The following is a 22,475-nucleotide window of genomic DNA, read 5'->3' as shown; positions in this document are numbered from 1 at the left end:
TTAATCAGCGAGTCAGCTTGGGAAGAAATGACCTGCTTATTCGCACCTTCCCTAAATAAGGTGTACGCTTTTTCTAAATAATGGCCTCCCCTTCCCGCCGGGAGACCGGCGGGCGTGTGGTAATTATGTCGTCAGGTGAAATTAACGAGCCAGCGCGCGGCGGCCCCCCATCCGGGCGCTGGCGATACCCGTCGCACCGGCGATAGCCAGCGTCAGCAGCGCAAACAGCAGCAGGCTGTCCTGCATGCTGCCGGTCATGCCGTTCAGCAAGGTCATCAGAACCGGGCTGATGAACATGCCGAGGAAAAAGAAGGTGTGCCAGATGCCGATCCCCGTCGCCCGGTGCGGCGCCGGCAGGGCTTCCAACATCCAGGCCAGCATCAGAGGGATCAGCATTCCGTTACCAACCTGCGCGACGAACGCTGCCGCCACGCCGGCCAGCGGATTGTGGGCCACGGCGATAAACAGCAGACCGAGGCCAAAAATGGCGTAAAAAAGGAAAAACTGCCTGTCGACACGCTGCCTGGCGCTGCGGCCATACAGCCAGGCGCCCAGCGGCACGCCAATGCCCGCAACGGCGGTGGCGATGCCGATCTGGCTGCTGGAGGTCAGCCCGAGCTGACTGAACACCTGGCTTATCTGCAGCGGCTCGAGAAAGTAGAGGATCGCGCTGGCGAGCGTAATCAGACCGATCGTCGCCATTTTGCGCCGTGGAAAAGCGACAGGCTCCTCGTCAGCGACGCTGTCCGCGCGACGGCGGGTCGCCGGCTCAGCGGTGAACAGGCACAGGCCGATAAAGACCGGGATCGCCAGCGCATACAGGTAGATCGGGCCATACCAGCCCAGGGTGCCCAGCAGGCCAGCGCCCAGCACGATCAGCGTCGACAGTATCGAACCGATGCCGCTCTGCACCGCCAGCCATTTGCTGCGCGCCTCGCCGGCAAAGTAGTCGCCAATCAGCGCATTGGCGGTGGTAAGAATAAAGGCGTCGGCGATGCCCATCACCAGCCGCGCCAGCAGAATGGCATACAGATCGTCGAGCATCACCGGCAGCAGGCCAAACCCCGCGTACAGAGCGGTGGCGGCAATCAGCAGGCGACGACGGCTCAGGCGATCGCCCACCCTCCCCGCCAGCGGAGCCAGCAGCGCCATGCTCACCGCCGGAATGGTGATGATCATCGGCACCAGCAGCTGGGCGTGCGGCTGCGCGGCAAAATGGCCGAACAGGAGCGGCATCACCGGCAGCATGGTCAAGGTCCCCATGATCGGCAACAGGGCCGCCAACATCAGTAAAATCGCCTGTACGGCCCCCGCCTCGCGCGGGGTTGCTGAAACCTTGTGCATCACCATCTTCCGCTCTCCGTCACTGCTCTTTATTTAGAATATGAATTACAGTTCTATTTTTTATCGATAAAGAAAGGCGCTCTGTCGCCCCGGTATCCTGGCTGAACACGCCGCAGCGAACTCAGCACACATACCGTTCTACCCTACCGGATGCAGGTGGCATGGACTGCGATTGCTATCACAATTAATACAATGCATTCACATTAAATTAACATAACCATCGACTCCCTCAGGCGTCGACAATCGCCACCGCGCGGATAAAACCGGCCGAGCCGCGGCGGATCTTGTAGGGAAAACAGCTCACCCAGAAGCCGTGGTCGGGAAGCTGCTCCAGATTGCTCAACTTCTCCATTTGCCCATAGGCGATCTCCCTGCCGGCTTTATGTCCTTCCCAGATCAGCCCGGCGTCGCCGCTGGCCTGAAAGCGTTCGCGGGTAAAGTGGAAGGGCGCATCCCAGCTCCAGGCGTCGGTGCCGACCACCCGTACCCCCTGCTCCAGCAGCCACAGCGTTGCCGCCCGGCCAATGCCGCAGCCGCGCTGCAGATAATCCGGCTGGCCATAGCAGGCGCCGGCGGCGGTATTGATTAACACGATATCCAGCGGCGACAGGCGATAATCGATCCGCGCCAGCTCGCGCTGCAGATCCTCCGGCTGCAGGATCGCCCCGTCGGCGACATGGCGAAAATCGAGCCGGACGCCGGGGCGCAGGCACCACTCCAGCGGCAGCTCATCGATGCCAAACGCCGGTTCGCCGCCGTTGGTGGTTGAGCTATAGTGCCATGGAGCATCCATATGGGTGCCATTGTGCGGCGTCACGGTCAGACGCTCCGAGGCCCAGGCCTCCTCTCCCGGCATCTGCGCTTTTTCCAGTCCCGGAAACATCGCCGCCATTTCCGGCCATCCCTGCTGATGATCCTGATACTCAATGTTCGGCAGCAGCGGCGGCGGGTCGGTCCAGGGATTGTTATCCAGGGTGACGGAGAGGTCGATCAGCCGACGCCCCTGTAAAAGATTGATCATGGTTTACTCCGTTAACATCACAACATGTTGATCCAGCACGCCAAACAGCGGCCGGCCATCGGGGGCGTGGGCTTCCATCGTCACCCGCTCCCCCGGGGACAAAAACGGCGTGCGCGGCTCGCCGAAGGCCAGCATCTCTATGGCCCGCACCTCGGCGATACAGCTGGCGCCGCGGCTGGCGTCCGGCCCGGACACCGTACCGGAACCCACCACCGTCCCGGCGCGCAGGCGGCGGGTCTGCGCCGCATGGGCAATCAGTTCGCCAAAATGGAAATGCATCTCGCTGCCCGACTGGCAGCCAAACGGCTCGCCATTGCGGGTCACCTGTAGCGTCAGCGCCGCCCGCCCGTGCTGCCAGGCCTCTCCCAGTTCATCCGGGGTAAGGGCCACCGGCGCAAAGGCCGAGGCGGGTTTGGCGTGAATAAAACCAAACCCGGTCTGCATCTCGCGCGGCGCCAGCGCCCGCAGACTGATATCGTTGAGCAAGACGATCAGGCGGATACAGCTCAGCGCCTGCTGCGGCGAGCAACCCTGAGGCACCTCGTCCACCACCACCGCGAACTCGCCCTCAAAGTCGAGACCGTCCTCGACCCGGCGGCAGACTATCCCGGCGTGGGGGGCAAGAAAGTCGTCCCCGCTGCCCTGATACATCAGCGGCGTCTGGTCGGCGCCGGCAATCGGCGGCAGATGAAAGGCCCGCTGCATGCGCTCGCCATGGCTGAGGAAGGCCGAACCGTCCAGCCACTGCCAGGCGCGGGGCAGCGGCGCCAGCAGGCGCCGGGGATCATAGGGCTGCGCCGCCGGGTAGCGGCGCGCATTGAGCGCCTGATAGCGCGCCTGCAGCGCAGGCCAGACCCGCGCGGCCTGCTCCAGCGCCTGCTGAAGCGTCGGAGCGATATCCGCCGCATCGGCCATCAGCGTCAAATCGCCCGAGACCACCACCAGGCAGCCGTCGCGTTCACCGTTATCTCGTGTTGCCAGTTTCATAACCTGCCTCCTCCAGCAGACAGAGCCAGCCGTCGGCGTCCACCTCGCCAGCCAGCGGACTCAGACGTTGGCCTACGCAGGCGCCCTGCACGCAGAGGCCGCTGTCCGGCATAAAAATCGCCCCGTGGGCGAAGCAGACCAGCCGGTCGCCCCGGGCGTTGAAAAAAGCGTCCTGCCGCCAGTTCATCGGGGTATCCAGATGCGGACAGCGGTTACGCCACAGATAGAGCATTCCCTGATAGCGGCAGGCAATCACCGTCGCCTGCCCGCTGCCCGTAGGGTCAAATCCCCGCGCCTGGCCCTCGGCCAGGCTGTCGGCACGGCACAGGCGAACCATCAGCGGGCGTTATCCGGACCGGGGGCCCACTTCTCGCGATACCCCAGCAGGAAATATTGCGAGTTATCGGCTCCCGGCAGCGCTTCGCGCGGCTGCCAGTGGTCATCGTGCTGATCCATATCGGCGTCGTATTCGATGTGACACCCGAGCGGGCTGTTGAAGTACCAGAACCAGTTCGATCCCAGCTGATGGCGCCCCGGCCCCCAGAAGGTCTGATACCCCTTCTGCTGAAAGCGGCTGCCGGCCATCATCAGCTCGGTGGGGCCGCCGAGATGAAAGGTAAAGTGTTCAATACCGGTCATAAACGGCGGGGCCTGGATCAGAAACAGGGTATGGTGATCCTGGGTGCCGGCGGGCCGCAGGAAGGGGCCGACGTGGGTGAAGCGATCGGTACAGACAAAGCCCAGCCGTTGATAGAAGGCTTCCGCGCGCGCGGCATCCGGCACAAAATAGACCACATGGGAGAGCGAGCGCGGCTCTGCCGCCATGTCAGCGCTGACCCCGGTCTGGTTGACCGGCCGCCCGGCGCGATCCCCCGGGGCGTTGATTTTCTCCCCTTCCCGCTGCAGCGGCTGGCGCTGGCTGACTCGAAACCCGAGGGCAAAGCCGGCATCATCGACGCAGCGCAGCACGCCGTCGGCGCCGAGCTTCACCTCGCGATCGCGGCTCAGCGTCTCGGCGATCGCCTCAAGGGTGGCGCTATCCGCCACGCCATAGACGGTTTCCCGCAGCTGGCTGCCGCTGGGCAGCGCCGCGGGCAGCGACGGATCGTCACGCACCCGCAGCAGCACCCCGGTGCCATCCAGCGCGCTAAAGAAACCGTTCTCCTGCTCGCGTAAACCGTAGTCGAGAAGAAACTGTCGGCAGCCCGCCAGGTCATCGACGCCAAATACCAGATAATCCGGACCAAGAATATTCATCGCGGTTGTTCCTTATGCGTGTTCAGGCCACCCGGCCGCCGAGGGCTTCCGCCACCCAGTCAGCGATGTAGTGCCCGGCGTTAATCGAGTTGTCGAAGCTGGAGTGCTGCACACCGCCCTCGCGGTCAGTAAAAATTTTCAGCTCGCGGCGCGGACTGTTCACCAGCTGGTCGTAGGTGCGCTGCGCCCATTTCACCGGGATCTGCGAGTCCTTTTCACCATGGGTGACGAGGAAAGGCACCCGTATGCGGTCGAGAATGCCGTCAAGATGGACGTTCTCCGCGATGCGCATAAAAGCGTCGATATCCTCACCCCCCCACACCCAGCGCACATGCTGCCAGTAGTGCGGTACCGGAAAATCGCCTTCGCGTTCGCGGCGGCGCTGCTGTACCTCCCGCCAGTCGTGATTGGCGCCCCACACCACGCCGCAGGCGAAGCGCGGCTCAAACGCCACCGCCCGCGGGCAGTAATAGCCGCCCAGCGAGACCCCTTCCATGCCGATACGCCCGGCATCCACCTCCGGGTGCTGTTCCAGCCAGTCAACGATCCGGCTGGCCCAGTGCTCGCTGTCATAGCGGGCCTGCATGCCGTGAAGACGCAGCGCTTCGCCGGTTCCCGGCTGGTCGACCACCAGCGAGGAGACCCCGCGCCGCGCCAGCCACTGCGGCAGCCCCACCAGATATTTCATCTCTTTGGTGGAGTCGAGACCGTTGACCTGCACCAGCAGCGGCGCGCGGCCGGTCGCCCCTTCGGCGCGGACGTAAAGCGCCGACAGGGTTTTGCCCTCGTAGGGAATAGTCACCCGCTGACAGTTGGCATGGGTATGGTGCAGCCCGGCGGCAAAGACATCGAGAAAGCGGCAGTACAGCGCATCGCGGTCCGGCGCGCCATGCGCCTGCAGGCGCTCGCAGGTCAGGTAATAGTTGGCCGCCCGAAGATATTTCTCTCCTGCCGACAGCCGCCGCCCCCGCACCTCATCTTCGCCGGCCAGCGCGCATAATTTATCGGCCATGCGGGACCAGGTTTCCCGGAACGCGCGGGTGCCTTCGGCGTCGGGATGCTCGGACGCGGCCAATAGCGGCGCGCACATCTCTTCGATCTCACCGATGCGGGCGCCCATCTCGATGGAGAGATCCACCGACAGGTTCCAGACATAGTTTTTAGGGAAATAGCGAAACATAGGGTCATCCTTCAACATTCAGTCGCAATCGCTGTAGCGCAGGCACTGTCACATAAAGCACCTGCGGGCGACCAATCATGTCTCAGGATGTCAGGTATCGACGGGAGCAATACCAGTGGGTTAGCGTGCGCTGGCGACGATTTTCGCTTTCAGCCAGCCGAAGATAGGATCGTTATCCAGCGAGCGGTGCCAGCCAATAAATTCGCGCATGACCGGCAGCGTCACCGGGACCGGGAAAAGACGCAGCGGCAGCATCGCCGCGTACTGCTCCGCCAGCCTCCGGTGCAGCGTGGCGATCCGCGAGGTGCCGATCAGCAGCTGCGGAACGCAGTGGTAGCTGTGGGTCACCACCTCGATACGGCGGCTCAGCCCCGACTCGGCAAACAGATTGCCCTCCAGCCCCGGCTGCCGCTCGCGGCCAAAGACCACCGACACGTGCCCCAGCTGTTGCCAGGCTTCAAGGGTCAGCGCCTCGCCGGTGTGGGGATTGTCCGCCCAGGCCAGGCAGACAAACTCTTCGTCAAACAGCGCTTCGGCGGGATGGTCGGCGGCCATAAAACGCTCCGGCGCCACGATGATATCCAGCTCGCCGCGGTTGAGCATGCCGGTGGACTGGGCGTCCGGCGAGAAAAACTCAAAGGTCATATTAGGCGCCTGCAGGTGTACCGCCTGCAGCGCATCCTTCAGCATCACGTTGATAACGTAATCCGAGGCCATAATGCGGAAATGGCGCTTACTGGTTGCCGGCTCATCCACCGGCCGGCGGGCAATGGAGGTCTGAATTTTCATCAGCACGTCGCGGACCGGCTCCCGCAGCTCTTCCGCCAGCGGCGTGGGCCGCATCTTTCTGCCCACCTGGGTGAGCAGATCGTCCTCAAAGTAGGTGCGTAGCCGGTTGAGCACCCCGCTGGTGGCAGACTGGGTCATATGCAACCGGCCCGCGGCGCGGGTGATGTTCTGTTCATCGAGTAACACATCCAGTGCCACCAGTAAGTTCAGATCAAGATGTTGGTAACGCATGGGTCCCCCGACGAGAAATGGCGTGCTTATCCTGTGGCTTAATTTAACTTTTCTGCAACTTTTTGTTTTCAATTTCCACGGCGATATCGTTTTTTGCGATAGCGATCATTCTTTATCGCGATTAGTCAGCGCGCCGCTGGCCTGGTTAACGTCCTCTACTCTGTACCCTGGAGAAAACAGCTACGATGAACATCAATAACGTATTAATCGTTGGCGGCGGCATCGGCGGTCTGTGTACCGCCATCGCCCTCCGCCAGGCCGGCGTCGCCGTCGACGTGGTGGAGATCCAGCCGCAGTGGCGGGTCTACGGCGTCGGTATCATTCAGCAGAACAATGTCGTGCGGGAAATGCAGCGGCTTGGGGTGCTGGAACGCTATCTGGACGCCGCCTGGCCGTTTGACAGCGTCTCAGTGCACACCCTGAGCGGCCACCAGCTGGCCAGCTTTCCCGGCCAGCGGCTGGCGGGTGAACAGTTCCCGGCCAACGTCGGCATCTCCCGCCTGGCCCTGCACAACGTCCTCTGTTCCACCGCCCGGGAGCTGGGGGTCCGACTGACCACCGGCGAGAGCATTGACGCCATCCGTCAGGTTGACGATGCCGTGGAGGTGAGCTTCAGCCGCGGCGGCCAGGGGCGCTACGATCTGCTGGTTGGCGCCGACGGGATCTACTCCCGGGTGCGCGGCATGCTGTATGGCGAGCGCTATCGTCCCCGCTTTACCGGTCAGGGCGTTTGGCGCTACAACTTTCCGCGTCCGCCGGAGGTGGACCATCTGATGTGCTTTATGGGGGAGAGCTGCAACTGCGGGCTGGTGCCGCTGGGGGAAGATCTGATGTATCTGTTTATCACCTCCCACGAAGCGGATAACCCCCGCTACGCCCGCGACCAGCTGGCGGCAGAGATGCGCCGCCGTCTGCCGCCCGGCGCGGGGTTACCGGGGAGCCTGCGCGAGCATATCGTTAACAACGACGAGGTCGTCTATAAGCCGCTGGAGGAGCTGTTCGTCGACGATCCCTGGTATCAGGGACGTGTCGTACTGGTGGGCGACGCGGTTCACGCTACTACCCCGCACCTCGGTCAGGGGGCGGGCATGGCGATTGAGGATGCCATCGTGCTGCGCGAAGCGCTGCAGCAGACCGACAGCGTCGCAGCCGCGCTGGCGCATTTTGACGCCCGCCGCCGGCCGCGCTGTCAGCAGATCTGGGCCGCCTCGCTGCAGGTGGGCGAGAGCGAGATCCACCGCGATCGCCATTTTGACCGCCAGCGGGCGATCGGCGATATGATGACCCTGACGGCGAGACCGATATAAACGCCGCCCCCTCCGCCGGCCAGGCCGGCGGAGTATTCTCTTGTTCATTCGTCGACACGACCGCCCTCTCCCCTCTTTCACCAGACGCTCACCTTTCGCCATGGAAAATATACCGGCGTGCCTCGTGATATTTGACACCCCTCCATCATGATGGCTAAGGTATATTTCAGCCCGCCCCGTTATCATGGATAAGGAAAATACGGAGATGAATATTATTCCGACTGAGATCTTAAAATATGCTATCGCTATTATCCCGCTGATTATTCAAATTTTTGCCGTGCGTTCTGGCTGGGTATTCCCTAAAGATAAAATATTCACCTCGCGCAAAAACATCAGTGAGTTCGCCACGGCGCTGCATAAAAACAGCGACGACCCCGATCTGCAACGGATCGCCTACGAATATGGTATCGCCGCGCTGACCAAAGATAAAAACCTGACCATGGAACAAAGAAAAATACTGTTGAAATGCAAAAATCCGGTCAGCGATATTGATAATTACAGCAAATGCCAGCATTTAATTTCCGTCAATAATGAAAAGCGGATATTCAAATGGAAAAAGCGGGGCTATCGCTTCTGGCTCTATCGCAAATGCGTCGAAGTCATCAGTCTGGCGCTCTATTTTATTGGCGGCTTCTTAACGGCTCTGCCTTTCCTGTATGAAGGCCTCGCCAGCCCGGCGGTGATTGAGCGGATTAATCATTTATCCCGTCTGCAAAAATTCTGTATGGCAAGTTATCTGTTCGCCTGCGGGGTTTGTCTGGCGCTGATCTGCCTGCATAAACTCTCCACCCTCTCGATCGCGGAAAAAACCATCAAAGCGAATCGCTAACCCGCCCACCGCCCGGCGACCTGTCCACATCAGCGGCCCCTAACCCTGTGGATAACCTGGAGGCAGTTGCCCGGCAGCCCCAGCACAAGCGGGCTACCGGCCGCCGTTCGTTTTTTGAACAGGAAAACACCCCCGCCGGACCGCGCGCTGAGCGCGAACCCCGCCACCACGGCGGAGGGAAGCGTCCGCCCCGCTTAATAATTCCACTTCGGCCGCGCCACCGTGTTTTTCTTCAGCAGATCGCGGAACGCTTTCAGATAGGGTTCATTACTGCGCCCGCGCTTACAGATGGCCGAGAACGGCGACTGAAAGCCAAACTCGTTGGGCAACAGCCCCCGCAGGCGGTTCTCTTTGATCCACGGCCAGGCGTAATGCTCCGGCAGATAGCCAATATATTTCCCCGAAAGAATCAGCAGCAGCTGGGCGTCGACGGTCTCAACGGTGGCGCTGCCTTTGCTGAAGCCCCGGCGGCGGAGATCGCTGGTGTTCCAGTAGCTGCGGGTCACCAGCGGACACTGGCTGATCTGCTCTTTATCGAGCTGGCGGCTGAAGAACATCGGGTGCAGATCGCTGCAATAGAGCCAGTGCTGCTCGCGGTACAGCGGCTCGCTGATGATGTTATGCACCTGCGAGTTGTAGCTGCCGATGGCCAGGTCGATATGGTTGTTCAGCACCCCGTTCAGTTGCTCCGCCGGGGTGCGAATAATCAGTTTGATATGCACATGGGGAAATTTGTCGCTGAAGCTGCGCAAGACCACCGGCAGCGAGAGCGCCGTTTCGGTCTCGATGGAGTCGAGCGTCGAAATGCACAGGGTGCCGCTGTGCTCCCCTTTGAGCAGGGCCGACTGCCGCTCCAGCTCATTGAGTTCGCTCAGCACGCGGATCGCCTGCTGTAAAAACTGCTGTCCTTTTTCCGTTAAGGAAAAGCCGCCGCGCCCACGCTGACAGAGGGTGAAGCCGAGCTGCCCCTCCAGTTGCGACATCGCATTGCTGATGGCGGAGACCGAAATGCCCAGCTCCTGCTGGGCCCGGCTGTAGCTCTCCAGGCGGGCCACCGCCTCGAAAACCTGCAGCTGACGAATATTGAGGCTGGCGTCGTGATGCATCGTATTTAGTTCACCAATAAATGAACTGAGTATTTACGCCAGACGATGTAAAGTCCAGCGCGGGTTGCGCACTATCTCTCCTGTTACGTTTCATCCGTCAGATTCAGGAGCAGACATGGATAACCTCTTTCACCAACCGCAGGGTGGCAATGAGATGCCACGCTTCGCCGGCCGCGCCACGATGATGCGCCTGCCGTTTATCGAAGATTTACAGGGACTTGATGCGGCATTTGTCGGCATTCCGCTGGATATCGGCACCTCGCAGCGCTCAGGCACGCGCTACGGACCGCGCTATATTCGCGCCGAATCGGTGATGATCCGTCCGTACAATATGGCGACCGGCGCCGCGCCGTTCGACTCGCTGTCGGTAGCCGACATCGGCGATGTGCCGATCAATACCTACAGTTTGCTCAAATCGGTGCAAATTATTGAAGATTACTACACCGGTTTGAATAGTTATCCGCTGATCCCCCTCACCCTCGGCGGGGACCACACCATTACCCTGCCCATCCTGCGGGCGCTGACCAAAAAACATGGGCCGGTGGGGCTCATCCACGTCGACGCCCATACCGACACCAATGATGAGATGTTCGGTGAGAAAATCGCCCACGGCACCACCTTCCGCCGCGCCGTTGAGGAGGGATTGCTCGACCTCAAGCGGGTAGTGCAGATTGGCCAGCGCGCCCAGGGCTATGCCGCCGGGGACTTCCAGTGGGGCGTCGACCAGGGCTTTCGCCTGGTGCAGGCGGAGCAGTGCTGGCATACCTCGCTGGCGCCGCTGATGGCCGAAGTCCGCCAGCAGATGGGCGACCGGCCGGTGTATCTCAGCTTTGATATCGACAGCCTCGATCCTATCTGGGCCCCGGGAACCGGGACGCCGGAAGTCGGCGGCCTGACCTCCATTCAGGCGCTGGAGATCGTCCGCGGCTGCCGCGGCCTGAACCTGATTGGCGCCGATCTGGTTGAAGTCTCGCCCCCCTATGACGTGAGCGGTAATACCTCCCAGCTGGCGGCCAACCTGCTGTACGAGATGCTCTGCGTCCTGCCCGGCGTGAAGTACGCCTGAGGAAGCCGCCATGGAGCTGAAATGCTTTCGCACCCTCTGGGGAGTGACGACCCCCTGGCCGCAAACGCTGGATGAACTGCAGCGCGTCGGCTGCTGCGGTATCGAAGCCCGCGTCCCGTTAACGGCGGAGGAGCGGCGGCAGCTCGCCGACCGCCTGCAGGCGTCGGGGCTGGAGTATATCGCCATTCTCTTCAGCGGCGGCGGGGTGCTCCCCGCTCAGCATGAAACGCCGGAGCAGCATCTGGCGCGCCTGCGGATCCGCTTCGCCGAGGCCAGCGGCCTCAACCCGCGCTTTGTCAATCTGCTGGCGGGCAACGATCGCTGGCCGCTGGCGCAGCAGGTCGATTTTCTCGGCAAGGCGCACGAGCTGGCCGCCGGGTTTGGGTTGACCTGCAGCTTTGAAACCCATCGCGCCACCTCGCTGTACAGCCCGTGGCTCACCCTGGAGATCATTCAGCAGCTCCCCCAGCTGCGCTTTACCGCCGACATCAGCCACTGGGTGGTGGTCAGCGAGCGCCTGCTGGATGACCCCTGCGATGACTTCAGCGCCTTTATCGACCGCGTGCATCACGTGCAGGCCCGGGTGGGCTACGACCAGGGGCCGCAGGTGCCGCACCCGGCGGCGCCGGAGTATCAGCCGGCGCTGGCCTTTGCCGAGCGCTTCTGGGAGCAAATCTGGCATTCGCAGCGCCGGCGCGGCTACCCGCAGACCACCCTGACGCCGGAGTTTGGCGCCGACGGCTATCTGCACCATCTGCCGTTCACCAACGTTCCGGTGGCCGACCTCTGGTCGCTCAACGCCTGGATGGCCGCGCGCCAGCAGGCCCACTTTCAGCAGTTTTTAACGCTCACTGAACAGGAACCGCAGCCATGACCGCCGTGAAGCACGCTTTTACTGAACTCCCGACCATCGATATCCGCGATCTGGCCGGCGACGATCTCGCCAGGCGCCAGGCGGTGGCCGACGCCATCGGCCGCGCGGCGCGCGAGGTGGGCTTTTTCTACATCACCGGCCACGGCATCGACCCGGCGCTGATCGCCGGCGTCCGCGAGGCGGCGAAGCAGATCTTCGCCCTGCCGATGGCGGAGAAGATGAACTATTACATCGGCCGCTCCAAAAGCCATAAGGGCTACGTCCCGGAAGGAGAAGAGATCTACGGCGCCGGCAAGCCGGACCATAAAGAGGCCTTCGATATTGGCTTCCAGGCGGCGGACGACCATCCGCTGGTGCTCGCCGGTACGCCGCTGATCGGCGCCAACGAGTGGCCCGACCTGCCGGATTTCCGCGCGCGGGTGCTGGCCTACTACGACGCGGTCTTCGCCCTCGGCCACCGCCTGTTCGACGCTTTCGCCCTCGCGCTCGGTCTGCCGGAAGGGTATTTCAAACCGATGGTGACCTGCCCGCCGGCCAAGCTGCGGCTCATCCATTACCCGTTCGACGCCAGCGTCGAAGATGTTCCCGGAATTGGTGCACACACCGACTATGAGTGCTTCACCCTGCTGCTCGCCGACCAGCCCGGGCTTGAAGTCCTCAATGAAGAAAGCGTGTGGATCGACGCGCCTCCCGTCACGAACGCCGCCGGAGAAGAGGCGTTCGTGATCAATATCGGCGACATGCTGGAAGTGCTCAGCGCTGGCACATTTGTTGCTACAGCCCACCGGGTGCGCAAAGTGCCGCAGGAGCGGTACTCCTTCCCGCTGTTTTTCGCCTGCGATTACCACACGCTGATCCGCCCGCTGCCGACCTTTCTCGCCGCCGGCGAAGCCAGCGAATATCAGGAGCTGAGCATCGGCGAGCATATGTGGAGCCAGGCGCTGCAAACCTATCGCTACCTGCGCGAGAAGGTCAATCGCGGCGAGCTCCAGCTGCCAGCGCGCGCGCGCGGCACCCATACCTTTGGCCATCTGAAAAAACAGGCACAGCAAAAAAAACCCTAACCACCCGTGAGGATCCATGATGACTAGCACCCTGAAAAAAATCTCGCGCCGCGTCGCGCTTACCCTCGCCGTCAGCGCCTGTTTCTCCTCTGTCACCCAGGCGGCGGAACTGCTGACCGAGGGCGTCTTTAAGGTGGGGATGGAGGTCACCTACCCGCCGTTTGAGTCCTATGACAGCAATAACAACATCGTCGGTCTCGACCCGGAGTTCGCGACGCTGATTGCCGAGCATCTGCAGGCCAAACCGCAGCTGATCGACACCAAGTTCACCAGCCTGATCCTCGGCATCGGCAAGAAATATGATGCGGTGATCTCCGGGATGTACGTGACGCCGGAGCGCCAGAAACAGGCCGACGCCATCCCTTACGCCCTCTCCGGCGCGTCGATCATCGCCCTCAAGGGCGGCGCGGCGCAGCCGAAAACCGAAGATGAGCTGTGCGGCGTGAAGGTCGGCCTGCAGGCAGGCACCACCTGGGTGACCAGCCTGAAAAAACACTCCGATGAGTGGTGCCTGAAAAACGGCAAACCGGCCATCACTATTCAGGAGTTCCCGACGGCGCCGGAAGCCTCCCAGGCGCTGCTGTCGAAGAACATCGACGCCCAGCTTGAGATAGCCCCGGCGGCGCAGATTATCGTCGATAAGAGCCGCGGTCGCCTGGGGATAAGCTCGACGCGCCTCGTCTACCCGCTGCCGTTGGGGATCTATGTCGCCAAAGGCAACACCGAGCTGGCGGAGGCGATCAAGGCCACCCTCGCCACGCTCAAAGCCAACGGCAAATATGCCGCGCTGATCAAAAAATACAACTTAGAAAGCATCGATTAAGACAATAAGCACTGCGCAACAGGAGTCAGTATGGCGTTCGATTGGGGATACTTTTTTTCATTATTTAGCATTGGGGCATTCTGGCAGGCGTGCGTGACGGTTATCGTAATCAGCACCTTGTCCTGGGGGATCGGCCTGGTGGTCGGTTTTCTGCTAGCCTGCGCGAAGCTCTCGGCGCCGCGCTGGATCAAGATCCCCGTCGAACTCTATATCTGGTTTTTCCGCAGCGTGCCGCTGATGGTGCTGCTGGTGTTTGTCTACAACCTGCCGCAGCTGTTTCCGCTGACCCAGCCGCTGCTCGGGGTGCCCTTTATCGCCGGGCTGGTGTCGATGACCGTCACCGAAGCGGCCTATATGGCGGAGATCCACCGCGGCGGGCTGTTGTCGGTGGCCAAAGGGCAAAGCGAGGCGGGCCATGCGCTGAGCTTCAGCTTTATCGGCATCCAGCGGCTGATTGTTATTCCTCAGGCGTTTCGCATCTCGTTGCCGACGCTGATCAATGAATACATCACCATCATTAAGCTGAGCTCGATTTTATCGGTGGTCTCCTTACCCGAGCTGCTGCTCACCGGCCAGCGCTTGTATGCGCAAAATTTCCTCGTGATGGAGACGCTGCTGGCGGTGGCGGTGTACTACGTCATGGTGGTTACCGTCTTCACCTGGCTGTTCCGGGCGCTGGAGAATAGCCTCGATATTCAGCGCAAGCGTCCGCAAACGCTCAGCGAGGCGGAATGCCAGGCGCTGCGCCAGAGCCTGCCGGCGATGACGGAAGCGATCAACACCCCGGCCGTCAACGGCGCGCCGCCGGCGCTGGATCTGCGGGGCATCCGCAAATCCTGGGGCCAGCATGAGGTGCTGAAAGGCATCGACCTGCAGGTAGATAACGGGGAGGTGATCAGCATCATCGGCCCGTCCGGCTCCGGTAAAACAACCCTGATCCGCACCATCAACGCCCTCGAAAGCATTGATGGCGGGGAGATCATTCTCTACGGCGAGGACTATCTGAAAGGCGGAGCCATCGTCGATAAGCGCCAGATGCGCGCCGGGGTGCGGCGCATCGGCATGGTCTTCCAGAGCTTCAACCTGTTCCCCCACCGCACGGTGCTCGACAACGTGATGCTGGCCCCGCGCTACCACCAGCTGCTGGATCAGCCGGTCGCCCGCGAGCAGGCCCTGGCGCTGCTCGACCGCGTCGGTCTGCTGGCCCATGCCCACAAGTACCCCGGACAGCTCTCCGGCGGCCAGCAGCAGCGCGTGGCGATCGCCCGGGCGCTGGCGCTGAAGCCGGACATCATGCTGTTTGACGAACCGACCTCGGCGCTGGATCCCGAGCTGGTGGGCGAGGTGCTGAAGGTTATTCAGTCGCTGGCCCGCGAAGGTATGACCATGCTGATTGTCACCCACGAGATGGACTTCGCCCTGTCGATTTCCGACCGCGTGGTGCTTATGGAGAACGGCGTGGTGCAGGCCGACATCGCCCCGCAGGTGATCCGCAGCCCGCTGGAGGCCCCTTCTCTGCAACGAATCCGTGAATTTATGGGAGTGCACTAAATGGCAACTGAGCAACACCTGCGCCAGCAGCTGGCCGCCGCCTACCGTCTGGCGGCGCTGTTCGGCTGGGAGGATACCCTCTACACCCACTTCTCCGTGCGCCTGCCCGGCGACGGCGAGCCGCGCTTTTTAATTAATCCCTTCGGCATGATGTTTGATGAGGTCACCGCCAGCAATCTGATCGTAGTGGATATGCAGGGCAAGGTCGTAGAGGGCGAGGCGCCGGCTAACTCGGCGGGCTTCACCATCCACAGCGCGGTGCATATGGCCCGGGAAGACGCCCACTGCGTGATCCACACTCACACCCTGCCGGGGATGGCGGTGGCCGCCTGCGAGGACGGCCTGCTGCAGCTCAACCAAATCAGCACCGAGTTTTACCAGCGCGTCGGCTACCACCCCTATGAAGGGGTGGCCTTTGACCTCGACGAACGGGCGCGCATTCAGCGCTCGCTGGGGAATAATATCGCCATGATCCTGCAGAGCCACGGCCTGCTGTCGGTGGGCCGTACCGTGGCTGACGCCTTTTACATCATGTTCTACCTCAATCGTGCCTGCGAGATCCAGATGGCCGCCGCCCAGCTGGCGGCCCTCAGCCCGATCCACACCATCGCCCCGCACCTCAGCCAGCACGCCTGCGAGCAGCTGATGGGCGTGGAGCATGAACGTCAACAGGTCTGGCAGGCGTGGTTGCGCCGTCTTGACCGTCTCGATACTTCTTACAAAGACTAACGCCTATGTCCGATATCACTATCGTGGTGGATTGTAACGACGCGGATTTTGCCCGCGATATCTGCACCGCCCTGCAGCAGTTTCCCGACGTCACCGCGCTCCTGCCCCATCACCAGACGGCGCGCGACGCGCAGTACGCCAGCTGCTGGTTCCCTAGCCCGCAGCTGTTGACCCGCTCGCCAGGGCTGAAGCTGATCCAGGCCGCGTCCGCCGGGGTCGATCATCTGCCGCCCGCGCTGTTCGCCAGCGATATCCCGCTGTGCCGGGTGATCGATGAGGACTTTCGTCACGGCATGTTCGAATATGCCCTGTGGGGCGTGCTGTGGTTCCAGCGTTATTTTGACCGGGCGCGGGCCCACCAGCGGACCCAAACCTGGAAGCTCTATCCCCAGCGCGCCGCCGCCGATTTCCATATCGGCATTATGGGCCTCGGCGAAATTGGCGGCTATATCGCCGACCAGCTGGCCCGCCTTGGCTATCGGGTCTCCGGCTGGTCGCGCAGTGAAAAGCAGCTGGCTGGCGTCACCTGCTACCGCGGCGAGGAGGCGCTCGACAGCTTCCTCGGGTCGCTTGACGGGCTGATTAACCTCCTGCCGCTCACCGCGCAGACCCGAGGTATTCTCGCCGCGCCGCTCTTCAGCCGGCTTCCCGCCGGGGCGGTGTTAATCAACTGCGGGCGTGGAGAGCATATGGTCAATGAGGATGTGCTGGCGGCGCTGGAGAGCGGCCAGCTCGCCGGAGCGGTGCTCGACGTCTTCCCGCAGGAGCCATTGCCGGCGGACGATCCGCTGTGGCGCCATCCGCAGGTGGTGATCACCCCGCATATGGCCTCTGCGGCCCCCGCCGAGGTGATCGCCCGTCAGCTGCTGGAGAACATTCAGCGCCAGCGTCGCGGGCTACCGCTCAAAAACCTGGTCAATAAGCACGCCGGTTACTGATCCCCACCGATACCGCAGCTGCTACGCTTAATGGGAGATCCACAACCAGAAGGCAGGAACATGAAGATTGATTTATCGGGGAAAGTCGCGCTGGTCACCGCCTCCACGGCGGGTATTGGCTTTGCTATCGCCAAAGGCCTGGCGGAGAGCGGCGCAGAGATCATCCTTAACGGGCGCAGCGAGCAGAGTGTGAACGCCGCGATCGCCCGCTTGCAAAATGAGGTGCCGGGGGCGAAAGCGCGCCGCGCCGTCGCCGACCTCAGCGGCGCCGACGGCGCGGCACAGCTGCTGCAGGCCGTGACCGGCGTCGATATTCTGGTCAATAACGCCGGGATCTACGGCCCGCAGGATTTTTACGCCACCGATGACGCGACCTGGGAAAACTACTGGCAGACCAACGTCATGTCCGGCGTGCGCCTGTCGCGGGGGCTGCTGCCGGCGATGGTCAGTAAAGGCTGGGGGCGGGTGGTGTTTATCTCCTCGGAATCGGCGCGCAATATCCCGGCGGATATGATCCACTATGGCGTCACCAAGACCGCCCAGCTGTCGCTGGCCCGCGGCCTGGCGAAATATGTCGCCGGCAGCGGAGTGACCGTTAACAGCGTTCTGCCGGGGCCGACGATTTCCGACGGCTTTGCCGAAATGCTGAAAGACGAAGTGGCGAAAACCGGCCAGTCGCTGGAGGAACTGGCGAAAGCGTTTGTCATGACCCATCGTCCGAGTTCGGTGATCCAGCGGGCGGCCTCGGTGGAAGAGGTCGCCAATATGGTGGTATACGTCTGCTCGCCGCAGGCGTCGGCCACCTCCGGCGCCGCGCTGCGCGTTGACGGCGGCGTGGTGGATGATATTCTCTGACGTCCTCTCATTCAGGGGAGTCCCCCTCCCCTGTCGTCTTTCCCGGCGCTAAAAAGCGCAAAACGTTAAAAAACAGCCGCAAAGTCGCACAAAGTGAACAGGAACATGTATTCCCAAAACTTATGATATTTGTTTTAAATATAAGTTGTGGTGTTAATGTCTCTGTTACGAAGCTTGCTTTTCTTTCTCGGCGCGGCGGTCGCGGCCGCCATCGCGGTACTCTGCCTGTGGGTGGATATTCGGGTATTTGGCAACGACATCCCGGAGGTGTCGCTCACCGAAGTGGTTCAGGAGAGCGTGCTGGCCGTCATCGTGCTGGTTCATCTTCTGCTGGCGCGCAAATATGCCCACCTGCGCTATAGCAATATCCTCATCGGTGGCTTCTTCCTCGCCATGCTGATCCGCGAACTGGATGGCCTGTTTGATTTACTCTCCCATGGCAGCTGGGTGTGGTTTGCCCTGCTGGCTACCGCAGGGTCCCTGCTGATGCCGCTGCGACATTTGCGCCAGACCCTGTCGCAGCTGGCGGATTATACCCGCACCCCGTATTACGGGATGATGATCAGCGGCCTGCTGGCGATTCTGGTCTTCTCGCGGCTGTTCGGTATGCACGGCCTGTGGTACGCCGTGCTGGATGAGAACTACGCACGGGTGGTGAAAAATACGGTGGAGGAAGGCAGCGAGTCGTTTGGCTATATGCTGTGCCTGACCGCCACCCTCGGCTACGCCTGCTACTTCCGCGGCCTGGTGCGACAGACGCTGTCGCCGCAGCGCTAACCGCGGCCGACAACCACCGCCGGACGCGCCCGTCGGCGGTGGGGCGCCTCAGCGCTTAACCGCGAATTTTCCACTTCCGTTTGAGAACCTCTTTATCTTGGCTATCCAGCCACTGGTTCACTTTCTCCAGCAGCGCCGGATTATCTTTACTCATCATATACACCTTGTCGCTGGCGGTGCCGGCGAACGGCGTCTCGTTGGCGACGCAGAACACGCCGGGCTCTTTGCTCTGGTAATAGTCGCCTTCGATCAGATCGGTCACCATCATATCGGCCGTTTTCTGCCGCAGCGCCTCCAGGTTATCGACGTTGTTCTTCACGCGAATGATCTGCGCCTGCTTAATATGCTCATCGACAAAGCTCTGGTTGGTGCCGCCAGGGTTGACGACCACCTTCACCTCCGGACGGTCTATCTTCGCCAGCGATCCAAGTCGGGGGGCGGCCTGACAGTTGGCTAAGGCGATTTTACCGTTCGCCACCACCGGGTGGCTGAGGGCGAACTCCTTCGCCCGCGCCGGGGTCTGCGTCACGCCGCCCATCGCAATATCAAACTTGTCCGCCTGCAGATCGGCGGCGAGCGCCGGCCAGCTGGTGTAGACGAAGCTCACCTTCAGCCCCAGCGTGCGCCCGAGATCGCGGGCCATGTCCACGTCATAGCCCTGCAGCTCGCCGGCGGCATTGCGAAACGCCAGCGGGGCGTAGTCGCCCGGCACGCCGACCTTCAGTTCACCGCTGCGCTCGATGGTTTGCATATCGCGCGCCTGGGCGCCGCAGGTCATTATCGCCAGCGTCAGCGCCAGCCCCACCGTCAGTTTCATCTCGCCATCCTTTTTGTTATCGGGTTTTCGCGCCGGGGTGGCCGGCCGCTTCTCAGTCAACATCATCCGCAGCGCGTAACAGGGAATTCATCCTATTTTTAAACATCGGGACATACAACCCGACGATCGGGTTGCCGATCGCAAATCTGACAACGAAACAGGGCTATCGCCCGGTGAATGATTTCTCATCCGCCGGGCGTAGCTTTACGCCAGCGATCGTATTTTCCAGACTGAAACCGTACCGAATTAAGCACAAAAAATAGCAGCAAGAGAGAAGCAACCAATTGAATAAATTAATAATTTATTTAAATGCACGATATTTCGCGTTCAGACACCGATAACTACCGTCTTATTTACTCCAGCATTCCTCCACAGTACTATCCCGGAAAACGCAGGTAATAAATAACAAGCATATATTAATTCCAGGCGACAATATATTTGCCAAATAAATGAATTAATAAAAAACATGCCCGATTAAAGTCATTTTGTGCCATATCTGACCCGCAAAATAATGACCCTGGCGCCAGGTTTACCGGCACGACAGGAGGAATGAACATGAAAATAACCACCCTGGGTCTGGCGATGCTCTTCGTCGGACTGGCCGCCGGCCCGGTTTACGCGGCCGACGGCACGCTAAATTTCATCGGCAGGGTCGTGAACGGCGCCTGCAAACTCGAAGGGGCGGGCAATAACGGGGTCATCGACATCAGCATGGGCGATATTCCGCTGTCGAGACTGAAAAACAGCCAGTCGGGTACCGGGCCAGCGGTCGGCGTCGATATTCGCGTCAAAGATTGCGAGAAAGGCACCTACTACATTGTGGTGGATGGCCCCTCTCCCACCGCCACGCCTGAAAATCATGTGTTGGCCCTCAACGATAGCGGTAAGCCGGCCGGCAGCGTGGGTATTCTGCTCACCGACCGTACGGGGACGCCAATCGGCCTCGATGCACACCTCGATCCACAGCACGATCCCCGCATTGAGATCCCGGTGGACGGCGGCTCCGGCACCTTCAGTCTGAAAGCCTTCTATTACACCTGGGATAAAGCCCACGTACTCCCCGGCGACGGCAACGCAACGGCCCGGTTTACCATTATGCAGGAATAGCTTCCCGGTCAGGGATGAGACGTAAAGGGAGCGAAGATGAAAATACAGCTGGCTGTGCTGTTGAGCGCCATGACCTTTCAGGCCTGCGCCGGGATCACCATCGATGCCACGCGGGTGGTCTACTCAGGAAAAGACAAAGCCGCCACCCTGAATATTCATAACCGCAGCCGCACACCTTATAAAGTGCAGATCTGGCTGGACGCCGGGCTAAACAGGTCGCGCGTCGGCCTGCCGATGGTGGCGACCCCGCCGCTGGTCTATTTATCCCCCCAGCAAACCGCCCAGCTGCGCTTTATCTATCTCGGCGGCGGGCTCCCCGCCGATCGGGAAAGCCTGTACTGGGTCAATATTCAGGAGAATCCGCCGCCGTCAGACGGTAACCATACGCTGCAGTTTATCGTCCGCACCCGCCTGAAGCTCTTTTATCGTCCTCCCGCCATCGCCACCACCCTCGCCAGAGAGGTGCGAAAGCTGCAGTGGCAGCAGAGCGGCAATAACCTGCGCTTAACTAACTCAGGCCCACTGCATATCACCCTGGTCAACGGGGCGCTGATCGATAATAAAGGCCACATTTCGCCGATGAGAAACGTGATGCTCCGGCCGTACAGCAGCTATACCGTGTCAACGACCGACAGCGCTCGCCTGTACAAGCTGAACTATATCGACGATGACGGCGCGGTGGTGGCGATCCCCCTTCAGGCGGCCTATGCTCCGGCCCCACGCTAGTTATACTCGAGGGCGAAGGTCACCATGCTGTCGGCTGTGCCCGCCGTCACCGTGGCGTCAGTTTGCACATACTGGGCGTTAAAATTGATGGCCTCAGCCGTGCCGGCGTTACTGCCGGTTACCCTTTTCAGGATCGGCAAGTTGCTGGCCTCATTGATTTTAACGCTGGTGCCATCGGACACTGCCGCGCCGGGGTTATTGCCGTAGGTCAGCTTCACGCCGACGCCGCTGGCGCTGTTGCTGGCCTTGCTTAGCGCCAGGGTATCACTCTCCACGCTGACGCCGAAAAAGCCGATGCGCACATCGGTCGGCGTCGGACAGAACACCGGGATCGAAAAGCGCTTCGCCTGGCCGCCGGTGCTCCCTTTACCGTGAAACTCCGCCCGGTTTACCGTGCCCAGACTGACCTGGATCGTTGAGGTCGCCACCTGGCAGCTGCCGCTGCTGCCAATGTCCACGTTCAGGGCGGCGATATCAATGCTGACCGGCGCGCTGGCGACAAAGCCGGCGTTTCCGTTGGCCTGCTGTTCAATGGTCACCTCCCCTACCTGCGGCAGCGGCGACGAGTTGGTATGCGTCCCGTCCGCCAGCTGTACCGTACCGGTCTTATAGAAGGTTACCGCGATCCTGACCGTCGTCTGCTGCTGCGTCATGAGCGCCGGGAGCATCGTGCTGTCGCAGACCACCACCGACTCGCCGCCAGCGGAGTGGCTGCCGTCGATAGCGCGCATCGGGCCGCCGGCGCACTGGAAGCTAAGCGAGTAGCCGATGCCATTGATGGCGCTGGGGTAGACGTGCTGTCCGTTAATCACCACCGGCGAGCCGCCGGTTTTCAGCTGCTTATAGACAATGCGTTTGGCGCTCGCCGTCGGCAGCTGCAGGTCGCAGGAAAAGGGGATCCCGCTGCCGTTATCCGCCATCGCGCTGGTCATCTGGGTATTGACCGGCAGCGTGGGCAAATACTTGATATTGGGAATATTGACGGTGGTCTGGCCGATATTCGCGCGGCAGTTTTCAGCCCGCGCGCCGGGAAGATAGCCGCTCAGCGCCAGCAAAAAGAGAAAAGGAAGTAGACGAAAAACAGATTTCATAGCCGC

Annotated in this window: 22 protein-coding genes and 1 pseudogene; 13 read left to right on the top strand and 10 right to left on the bottom strand. The window is 61.4% G+C overall.

Annotated elements, in window-relative coordinates; all coding sequences use genetic code 11:
• Positions 1 to 141 precede the first annotated feature (141 nt).
• From ABLV54_RS16880 to ABLV54_RS16850, 7 genes are all read right to left on the bottom strand, one after another.
• Entirely contained in the window at positions 142 to 1,344 is a 1,203-nt protein-coding gene (locus tag ABLV54_RS16880; RefSeq protein ID WP_225608534.1) for an MFS transporter, read from the bottom strand.
• Between the two features lie 229 nt (positions 1,345 to 1,573).
• The gene (locus tag ABLV54_RS16875) at positions 1,574 to 2,365 is read right to left on the bottom strand and encodes a cyclase family protein (protein WP_032454936.1); all 792 of its coding nucleotides are present in this window, start codon (positions 2,363 to 2,365) and stop codon (positions 1,574 to 1,576) included.
• Between the two features lie 3 nt (positions 2,366 to 2,368).
• On the bottom strand, positions 2,369 to 3,352 hold the full coding sequence (locus ABLV54_RS16870) for a fumarylacetoacetate hydrolase family protein (RefSeq protein ID WP_032454935.1): 984 nt from the start codon (positions 3,350 to 3,352) through the stop codon (positions 2,369 to 2,371).
• Positions 3,330 to 3,689 (bottom strand): Rieske 2Fe-2S domain-containing protein, encoded by a 360-nt coding sequence (locus ABLV54_RS16865; protein WP_049013840.1) that lies wholly within the window; start codon positions 3,687 to 3,689, stop codon positions 3,330 to 3,332. The genes ABLV54_RS16870 and ABLV54_RS16865 overlap by 23 nt, the downstream gene beginning before the upstream one ends.
• Positions 3,689 to 4,609 carry a VOC family protein gene (locus ABLV54_RS16860; RefSeq protein WP_348814196.1) on the bottom strand — a complete coding sequence of 307 codons (921 nt, stop codon included), beginning with the start codon at positions 4,607 to 4,609 and terminating at the stop codon, positions 3,689 to 3,691. The genes ABLV54_RS16865 and ABLV54_RS16860 overlap by 1 nt, the downstream gene beginning before the upstream one ends.
• Positions 4,610 to 4,631: 22 nt before the next feature.
• On the bottom strand, positions 4,632 to 5,789 hold the full coding sequence (locus tag ABLV54_RS16855; RefSeq protein WP_101881213.1) for a prolyl oligopeptidase family serine peptidase: 1,158 nt from the start codon (positions 5,787 to 5,789) through the stop codon (positions 4,632 to 4,634).
• 120 nt (positions 5,790 to 5,909) lie between these two features.
• Positions 5,910 to 6,809 carry a LysR family transcriptional regulator gene (locus ABLV54_RS16850; protein WP_023290720.1) on the bottom strand — a complete coding sequence of 300 codons (900 nt, stop codon included), beginning with the start codon at positions 6,807 to 6,809 and terminating at the stop codon, positions 5,910 to 5,912.
• 185 nt (positions 6,810 to 6,994) lie between these two features.
• Between ABLV54_RS16850 and ABLV54_RS16845 the strand changes: the two genes are divergently transcribed.
• Together ABLV54_RS16845 and ABLV54_RS16840 are read left to right on the top strand one after the other, a co-directional pair.
• Positions 6,995 to 8,116 (top strand): FAD-dependent oxidoreductase, encoded by a 1,122-nt coding sequence (locus ABLV54_RS16845; protein ID WP_087775194.1) that lies wholly within the window; start codon positions 6,995 to 6,997, stop codon positions 8,114 to 8,116.
• A gap of 205 nt (positions 8,117 to 8,321) precedes the next feature.
• Entirely contained in the window at positions 8,322 to 8,945 is a 624-nt protein-coding gene (locus tag ABLV54_RS16840; RefSeq protein WP_101881214.1) for a hypothetical protein, read from the top strand.
• Positions 8,946 to 9,139: 194 nt separating this feature from the next.
• On the opposite strand, the gene ABLV54_RS16835 is transcribed toward ABLV54_RS16840, so the two are convergent.
• Entirely contained in the window at positions 9,140 to 10,051 is a 912-nt protein-coding gene (locus tag ABLV54_RS16835; RefSeq protein WP_032731118.1) for a LysR family transcriptional regulator, read from the bottom strand.
• A gap of 115 nt (positions 10,052 to 10,166) precedes the next feature.
• On the opposite strand from ABLV54_RS16835, the gene speB reads away from it, so the two are divergent.
• The 9 genes from speB (at position 10,167) to ABLV54_RS16790 (ending at position 18,728) form a co-directional block, all read left to right on the top strand.
• The gene (speB, locus tag ABLV54_RS16830) at positions 10,167 to 11,117 is read left to right on the top strand and encodes an agmatinase (RefSeq protein ID WP_046882107.1); all 951 of its coding nucleotides are present in this window, start codon (positions 10,167 to 10,169) and stop codon (positions 11,115 to 11,117) included.
• 10 nt (positions 11,118 to 11,127) lie between these two features.
• The gene (locus tag ABLV54_RS16825) at positions 11,128 to 11,991 is read left to right on the top strand and encodes a TIM barrel protein (RefSeq protein WP_049013838.1); all 864 of its coding nucleotides are present in this window, start codon (positions 11,128 to 11,130) and stop codon (positions 11,989 to 11,991) included.
• The gene (locus ABLV54_RS16820; protein WP_023290725.1) at positions 11,988 to 13,055 is read left to right on the top strand and encodes a 2-oxoglutarate and iron-dependent oxygenase domain-containing protein; all 1,068 of its coding nucleotides are present in this window, start codon (positions 11,988 to 11,990) and stop codon (positions 13,053 to 13,055) included. The genes ABLV54_RS16825 and ABLV54_RS16820 overlap by 4 nt, the downstream gene beginning before the upstream one ends.
• A 19-nt stretch (positions 13,056 to 13,074) precedes the next feature.
• Positions 13,075 to 13,878, top strand: a complete 804-nt coding sequence (locus tag ABLV54_RS16815) for an ABC transporter substrate-binding protein (RefSeq protein WP_023290726.1) — start codon at positions 13,075 to 13,077, stop codon at positions 13,876 to 13,878.
• A 30-nt stretch (positions 13,879 to 13,908) separates the two neighbouring features.
• Positions 13,909 to 15,429: an amino acid ABC transporter permease/ATP-binding protein gene (locus ABLV54_RS16810; RefSeq protein WP_023290727.1), complete on the top strand. Its 1,521-nt coding sequence runs from the start codon at positions 13,909 to 13,911 to the stop codon at positions 15,427 to 15,429.
• The gene (locus ABLV54_RS16805; RefSeq protein WP_032453783.1) at positions 15,430 to 16,158 is read left to right on the top strand and encodes a class II aldolase/adducin family protein; all 729 of its coding nucleotides are present in this window, start codon (positions 15,430 to 15,432) and stop codon (positions 16,156 to 16,158) included.
• Positions 16,159 to 16,163: 5 nt separating this feature from the next.
• On the top strand, positions 16,164 to 17,096 hold the full coding sequence (locus ABLV54_RS16800; protein ID WP_226563847.1) for a glyoxylate/hydroxypyruvate reductase A: 933 nt from the start codon (positions 16,164 to 16,166) through the stop codon (positions 17,094 to 17,096).
• A 60-nt stretch (positions 17,097 to 17,156) separates the two neighbouring features.
• The gene (locus ABLV54_RS16795; protein ID WP_065812307.1) at positions 17,157 to 17,951 is read left to right on the top strand and encodes an SDR family NAD(P)-dependent oxidoreductase; all 795 of its coding nucleotides are present in this window, start codon (positions 17,157 to 17,159) and stop codon (positions 17,949 to 17,951) included.
• A gap of 156 nt (positions 17,952 to 18,107) precedes the next feature.
• The gene (locus ABLV54_RS16790; protein WP_226563849.1) at positions 18,108 to 18,728 is read left to right on the top strand and encodes a transporter; all 621 of its coding nucleotides are present in this window, start codon (positions 18,108 to 18,110) and stop codon (positions 18,726 to 18,728) included.
• Positions 18,729 to 18,783: 55 nt separating this feature from the next.
• Here the strand turns inward: ABLV54_RS16790 and ABLV54_RS16785 are convergent.
• Positions 18,784 to 19,636 (bottom strand): annotated as a pseudogene (locus ABLV54_RS16785) (transporter substrate-binding domain-containing protein).
• Between the two features lie 464 nt (positions 19,637 to 20,100).
• On the opposite strand from ABLV54_RS16785, the gene ABLV54_RS16780 reads away from it, so the two are divergent.
• Together ABLV54_RS16780 and ABLV54_RS16775 are read left to right on the top strand one after the other, a co-directional pair.
• Positions 20,101 to 20,652 (top strand): fimbrial protein, encoded by a 552-nt coding sequence (locus ABLV54_RS16780; RefSeq protein ID WP_023290733.1) that lies wholly within the window; start codon positions 20,101 to 20,103, stop codon positions 20,650 to 20,652.
• Between the two features lie 36 nt (positions 20,653 to 20,688).
• Entirely contained in the window at positions 20,689 to 21,378 is a 690-nt protein-coding gene (locus ABLV54_RS16775) for a molecular chaperone (protein WP_023290734.1), read from the top strand.
• On the opposite strand, the gene ABLV54_RS16770 is transcribed toward ABLV54_RS16775, so the two are convergent.
• Positions 21,375 to 22,469 carry a fimbrial protein gene (locus ABLV54_RS16770; RefSeq protein WP_101881217.1) on the bottom strand — a complete coding sequence of 365 codons (1,095 nt, stop codon included), beginning with the start codon at positions 22,467 to 22,469 and terminating at the stop codon, positions 21,375 to 21,377. The genes ABLV54_RS16775 and ABLV54_RS16770 overlap by 4 nt on opposite strands.
• Between the last annotated feature and the right edge of the window lie 6 nt (positions 22,470 to 22,475).

This window comes from Klebsiella sp. JB_Kp042, from assembly GCF_040065275.1.
Lineage (GTDB): Bacteria > Pseudomonadota > Gammaproteobacteria > Enterobacterales > Enterobacteriaceae > Klebsiella > Klebsiella quasipneumoniae.
The sequence above is the reverse complement of the archived record's forward strand: the minus strand, read 5'-3'. Positions and strand labels throughout refer to the sequence as shown.

What these genes read in the sequence shown, in the direction of transcription:
- ABLV54_RS16880 (WP_225608534.1), bottom strand. Translation starts at nt 1,344, where the DNA reads ATGCACAAGGTTTCAGCAACCCCGCGCGAGGCGGGGGCCGTACAGGCG.
- ABLV54_RS16845 (WP_087775194.1), top strand. Translation starts at nt 6,995, where the DNA reads ATGAACATCAATAACGTATTAATCGTTGGCGGCGGCATCGGCGGTCTG.
- ABLV54_RS16865 (WP_049013840.1), bottom strand. Translation starts at nt 3,689, where the DNA reads ATGGTTCGCCTGTGCCGTGCCGACAGCCTGGCCGAGGGCCAGGCGCGG.
- ABLV54_RS16805 (WP_032453783.1), top strand. Translation starts at nt 15,430, where the DNA reads ATGGCAACTGAGCAACACCTGCGCCAGCAGCTGGCCGCCGCCTACCGT.
- ABLV54_RS16810 (WP_023290727.1), top strand. Translation starts at nt 13,909, where the DNA reads ATGGCGTTCGATTGGGGATACTTTTTTTCATTATTTAGCATTGGGGCA.
- ABLV54_RS16775 (WP_023290734.1), top strand. Translation starts at nt 20,689, where the DNA reads ATGAAAATACAGCTGGCTGTGCTGTTGAGCGCCATGACCTTTCAGGCC.
- ABLV54_RS16770 (WP_101881217.1), bottom strand. Translation starts at nt 22,469, where the DNA reads ATGAAATCTGTTTTTCGTCTACTTCCTTTTCTCTTTTTGCTGGCGCTG.
- ABLV54_RS16855 (WP_101881213.1), bottom strand. Translation starts at nt 5,789, where the DNA reads ATGTTTCGCTATTTCCCTAAAAACTATGTCTGGAACCTGTCGGTGGAT.
- ABLV54_RS16790 (WP_226563849.1), top strand. Translation starts at nt 18,108, where the DNA reads ATGTCTCTGTTACGAAGCTTGCTTTTCTTTCTCGGCGCGGCGGTCGCG.
- ABLV54_RS16840 (WP_101881214.1), top strand. Translation starts at nt 8,322, where the DNA reads ATGAATATTATTCCGACTGAGATCTTAAAATATGCTATCGCTATTATC.
- ABLV54_RS16820 (WP_023290725.1), top strand. Translation starts at nt 11,988, where the DNA reads ATGACCGCCGTGAAGCACGCTTTTACTGAACTCCCGACCATCGATATC.
- ABLV54_RS16835 (WP_032731118.1), bottom strand. Translation starts at nt 10,051, where the DNA reads ATGCATCACGACGCCAGCCTCAATATTCGTCAGCTGCAGGTTTTCGAG.
- ABLV54_RS16850 (WP_023290720.1), bottom strand. Translation starts at nt 6,809, where the DNA reads ATGCGTTACCAACATCTTGATCTGAACTTACTGGTGGCACTGGATGTG.
- speB (WP_046882107.1), top strand. Translation starts at nt 10,167, where the DNA reads ATGGATAACCTCTTTCACCAACCGCAGGGTGGCAATGAGATGCCACGC.
- ABLV54_RS16825 (WP_049013838.1), top strand. Translation starts at nt 11,128, where the DNA reads ATGGAGCTGAAATGCTTTCGCACCCTCTGGGGAGTGACGACCCCCTGG.
- ABLV54_RS16780 (WP_023290733.1), top strand. Translation starts at nt 20,101, where the DNA reads ATGAAAATAACCACCCTGGGTCTGGCGATGCTCTTCGTCGGACTGGCC.
- ABLV54_RS16870 (WP_032454935.1), bottom strand. Translation starts at nt 3,352, where the DNA reads ATGAAACTGGCAACACGAGATAACGGTGAACGCGACGGCTGCCTGGTG.
- ABLV54_RS16795 (WP_065812307.1), top strand. Translation starts at nt 17,157, where the DNA reads ATGAAGATTGATTTATCGGGGAAAGTCGCGCTGGTCACCGCCTCCACG.
- ABLV54_RS16815 (WP_023290726.1), top strand. Translation starts at nt 13,075, where the DNA reads ATGACTAGCACCCTGAAAAAAATCTCGCGCCGCGTCGCGCTTACCCTC.
- ABLV54_RS16875 (WP_032454936.1), bottom strand. Translation starts at nt 2,365, where the DNA reads ATGATCAATCTTTTACAGGGGCGTCGGCTGATCGACCTCTCCGTCACC.
- ABLV54_RS16860 (WP_348814196.1), bottom strand. Translation starts at nt 4,609, where the DNA reads ATGAATATTCTTGGTCCGGATTATCTGGTATTTGGCGTCGATGACCTG.
- ABLV54_RS16800 (WP_226563847.1), top strand. Translation starts at nt 16,164, where the DNA reads ATGTCCGATATCACTATCGTGGTGGATTGTAACGACGCGGATTTTGCC.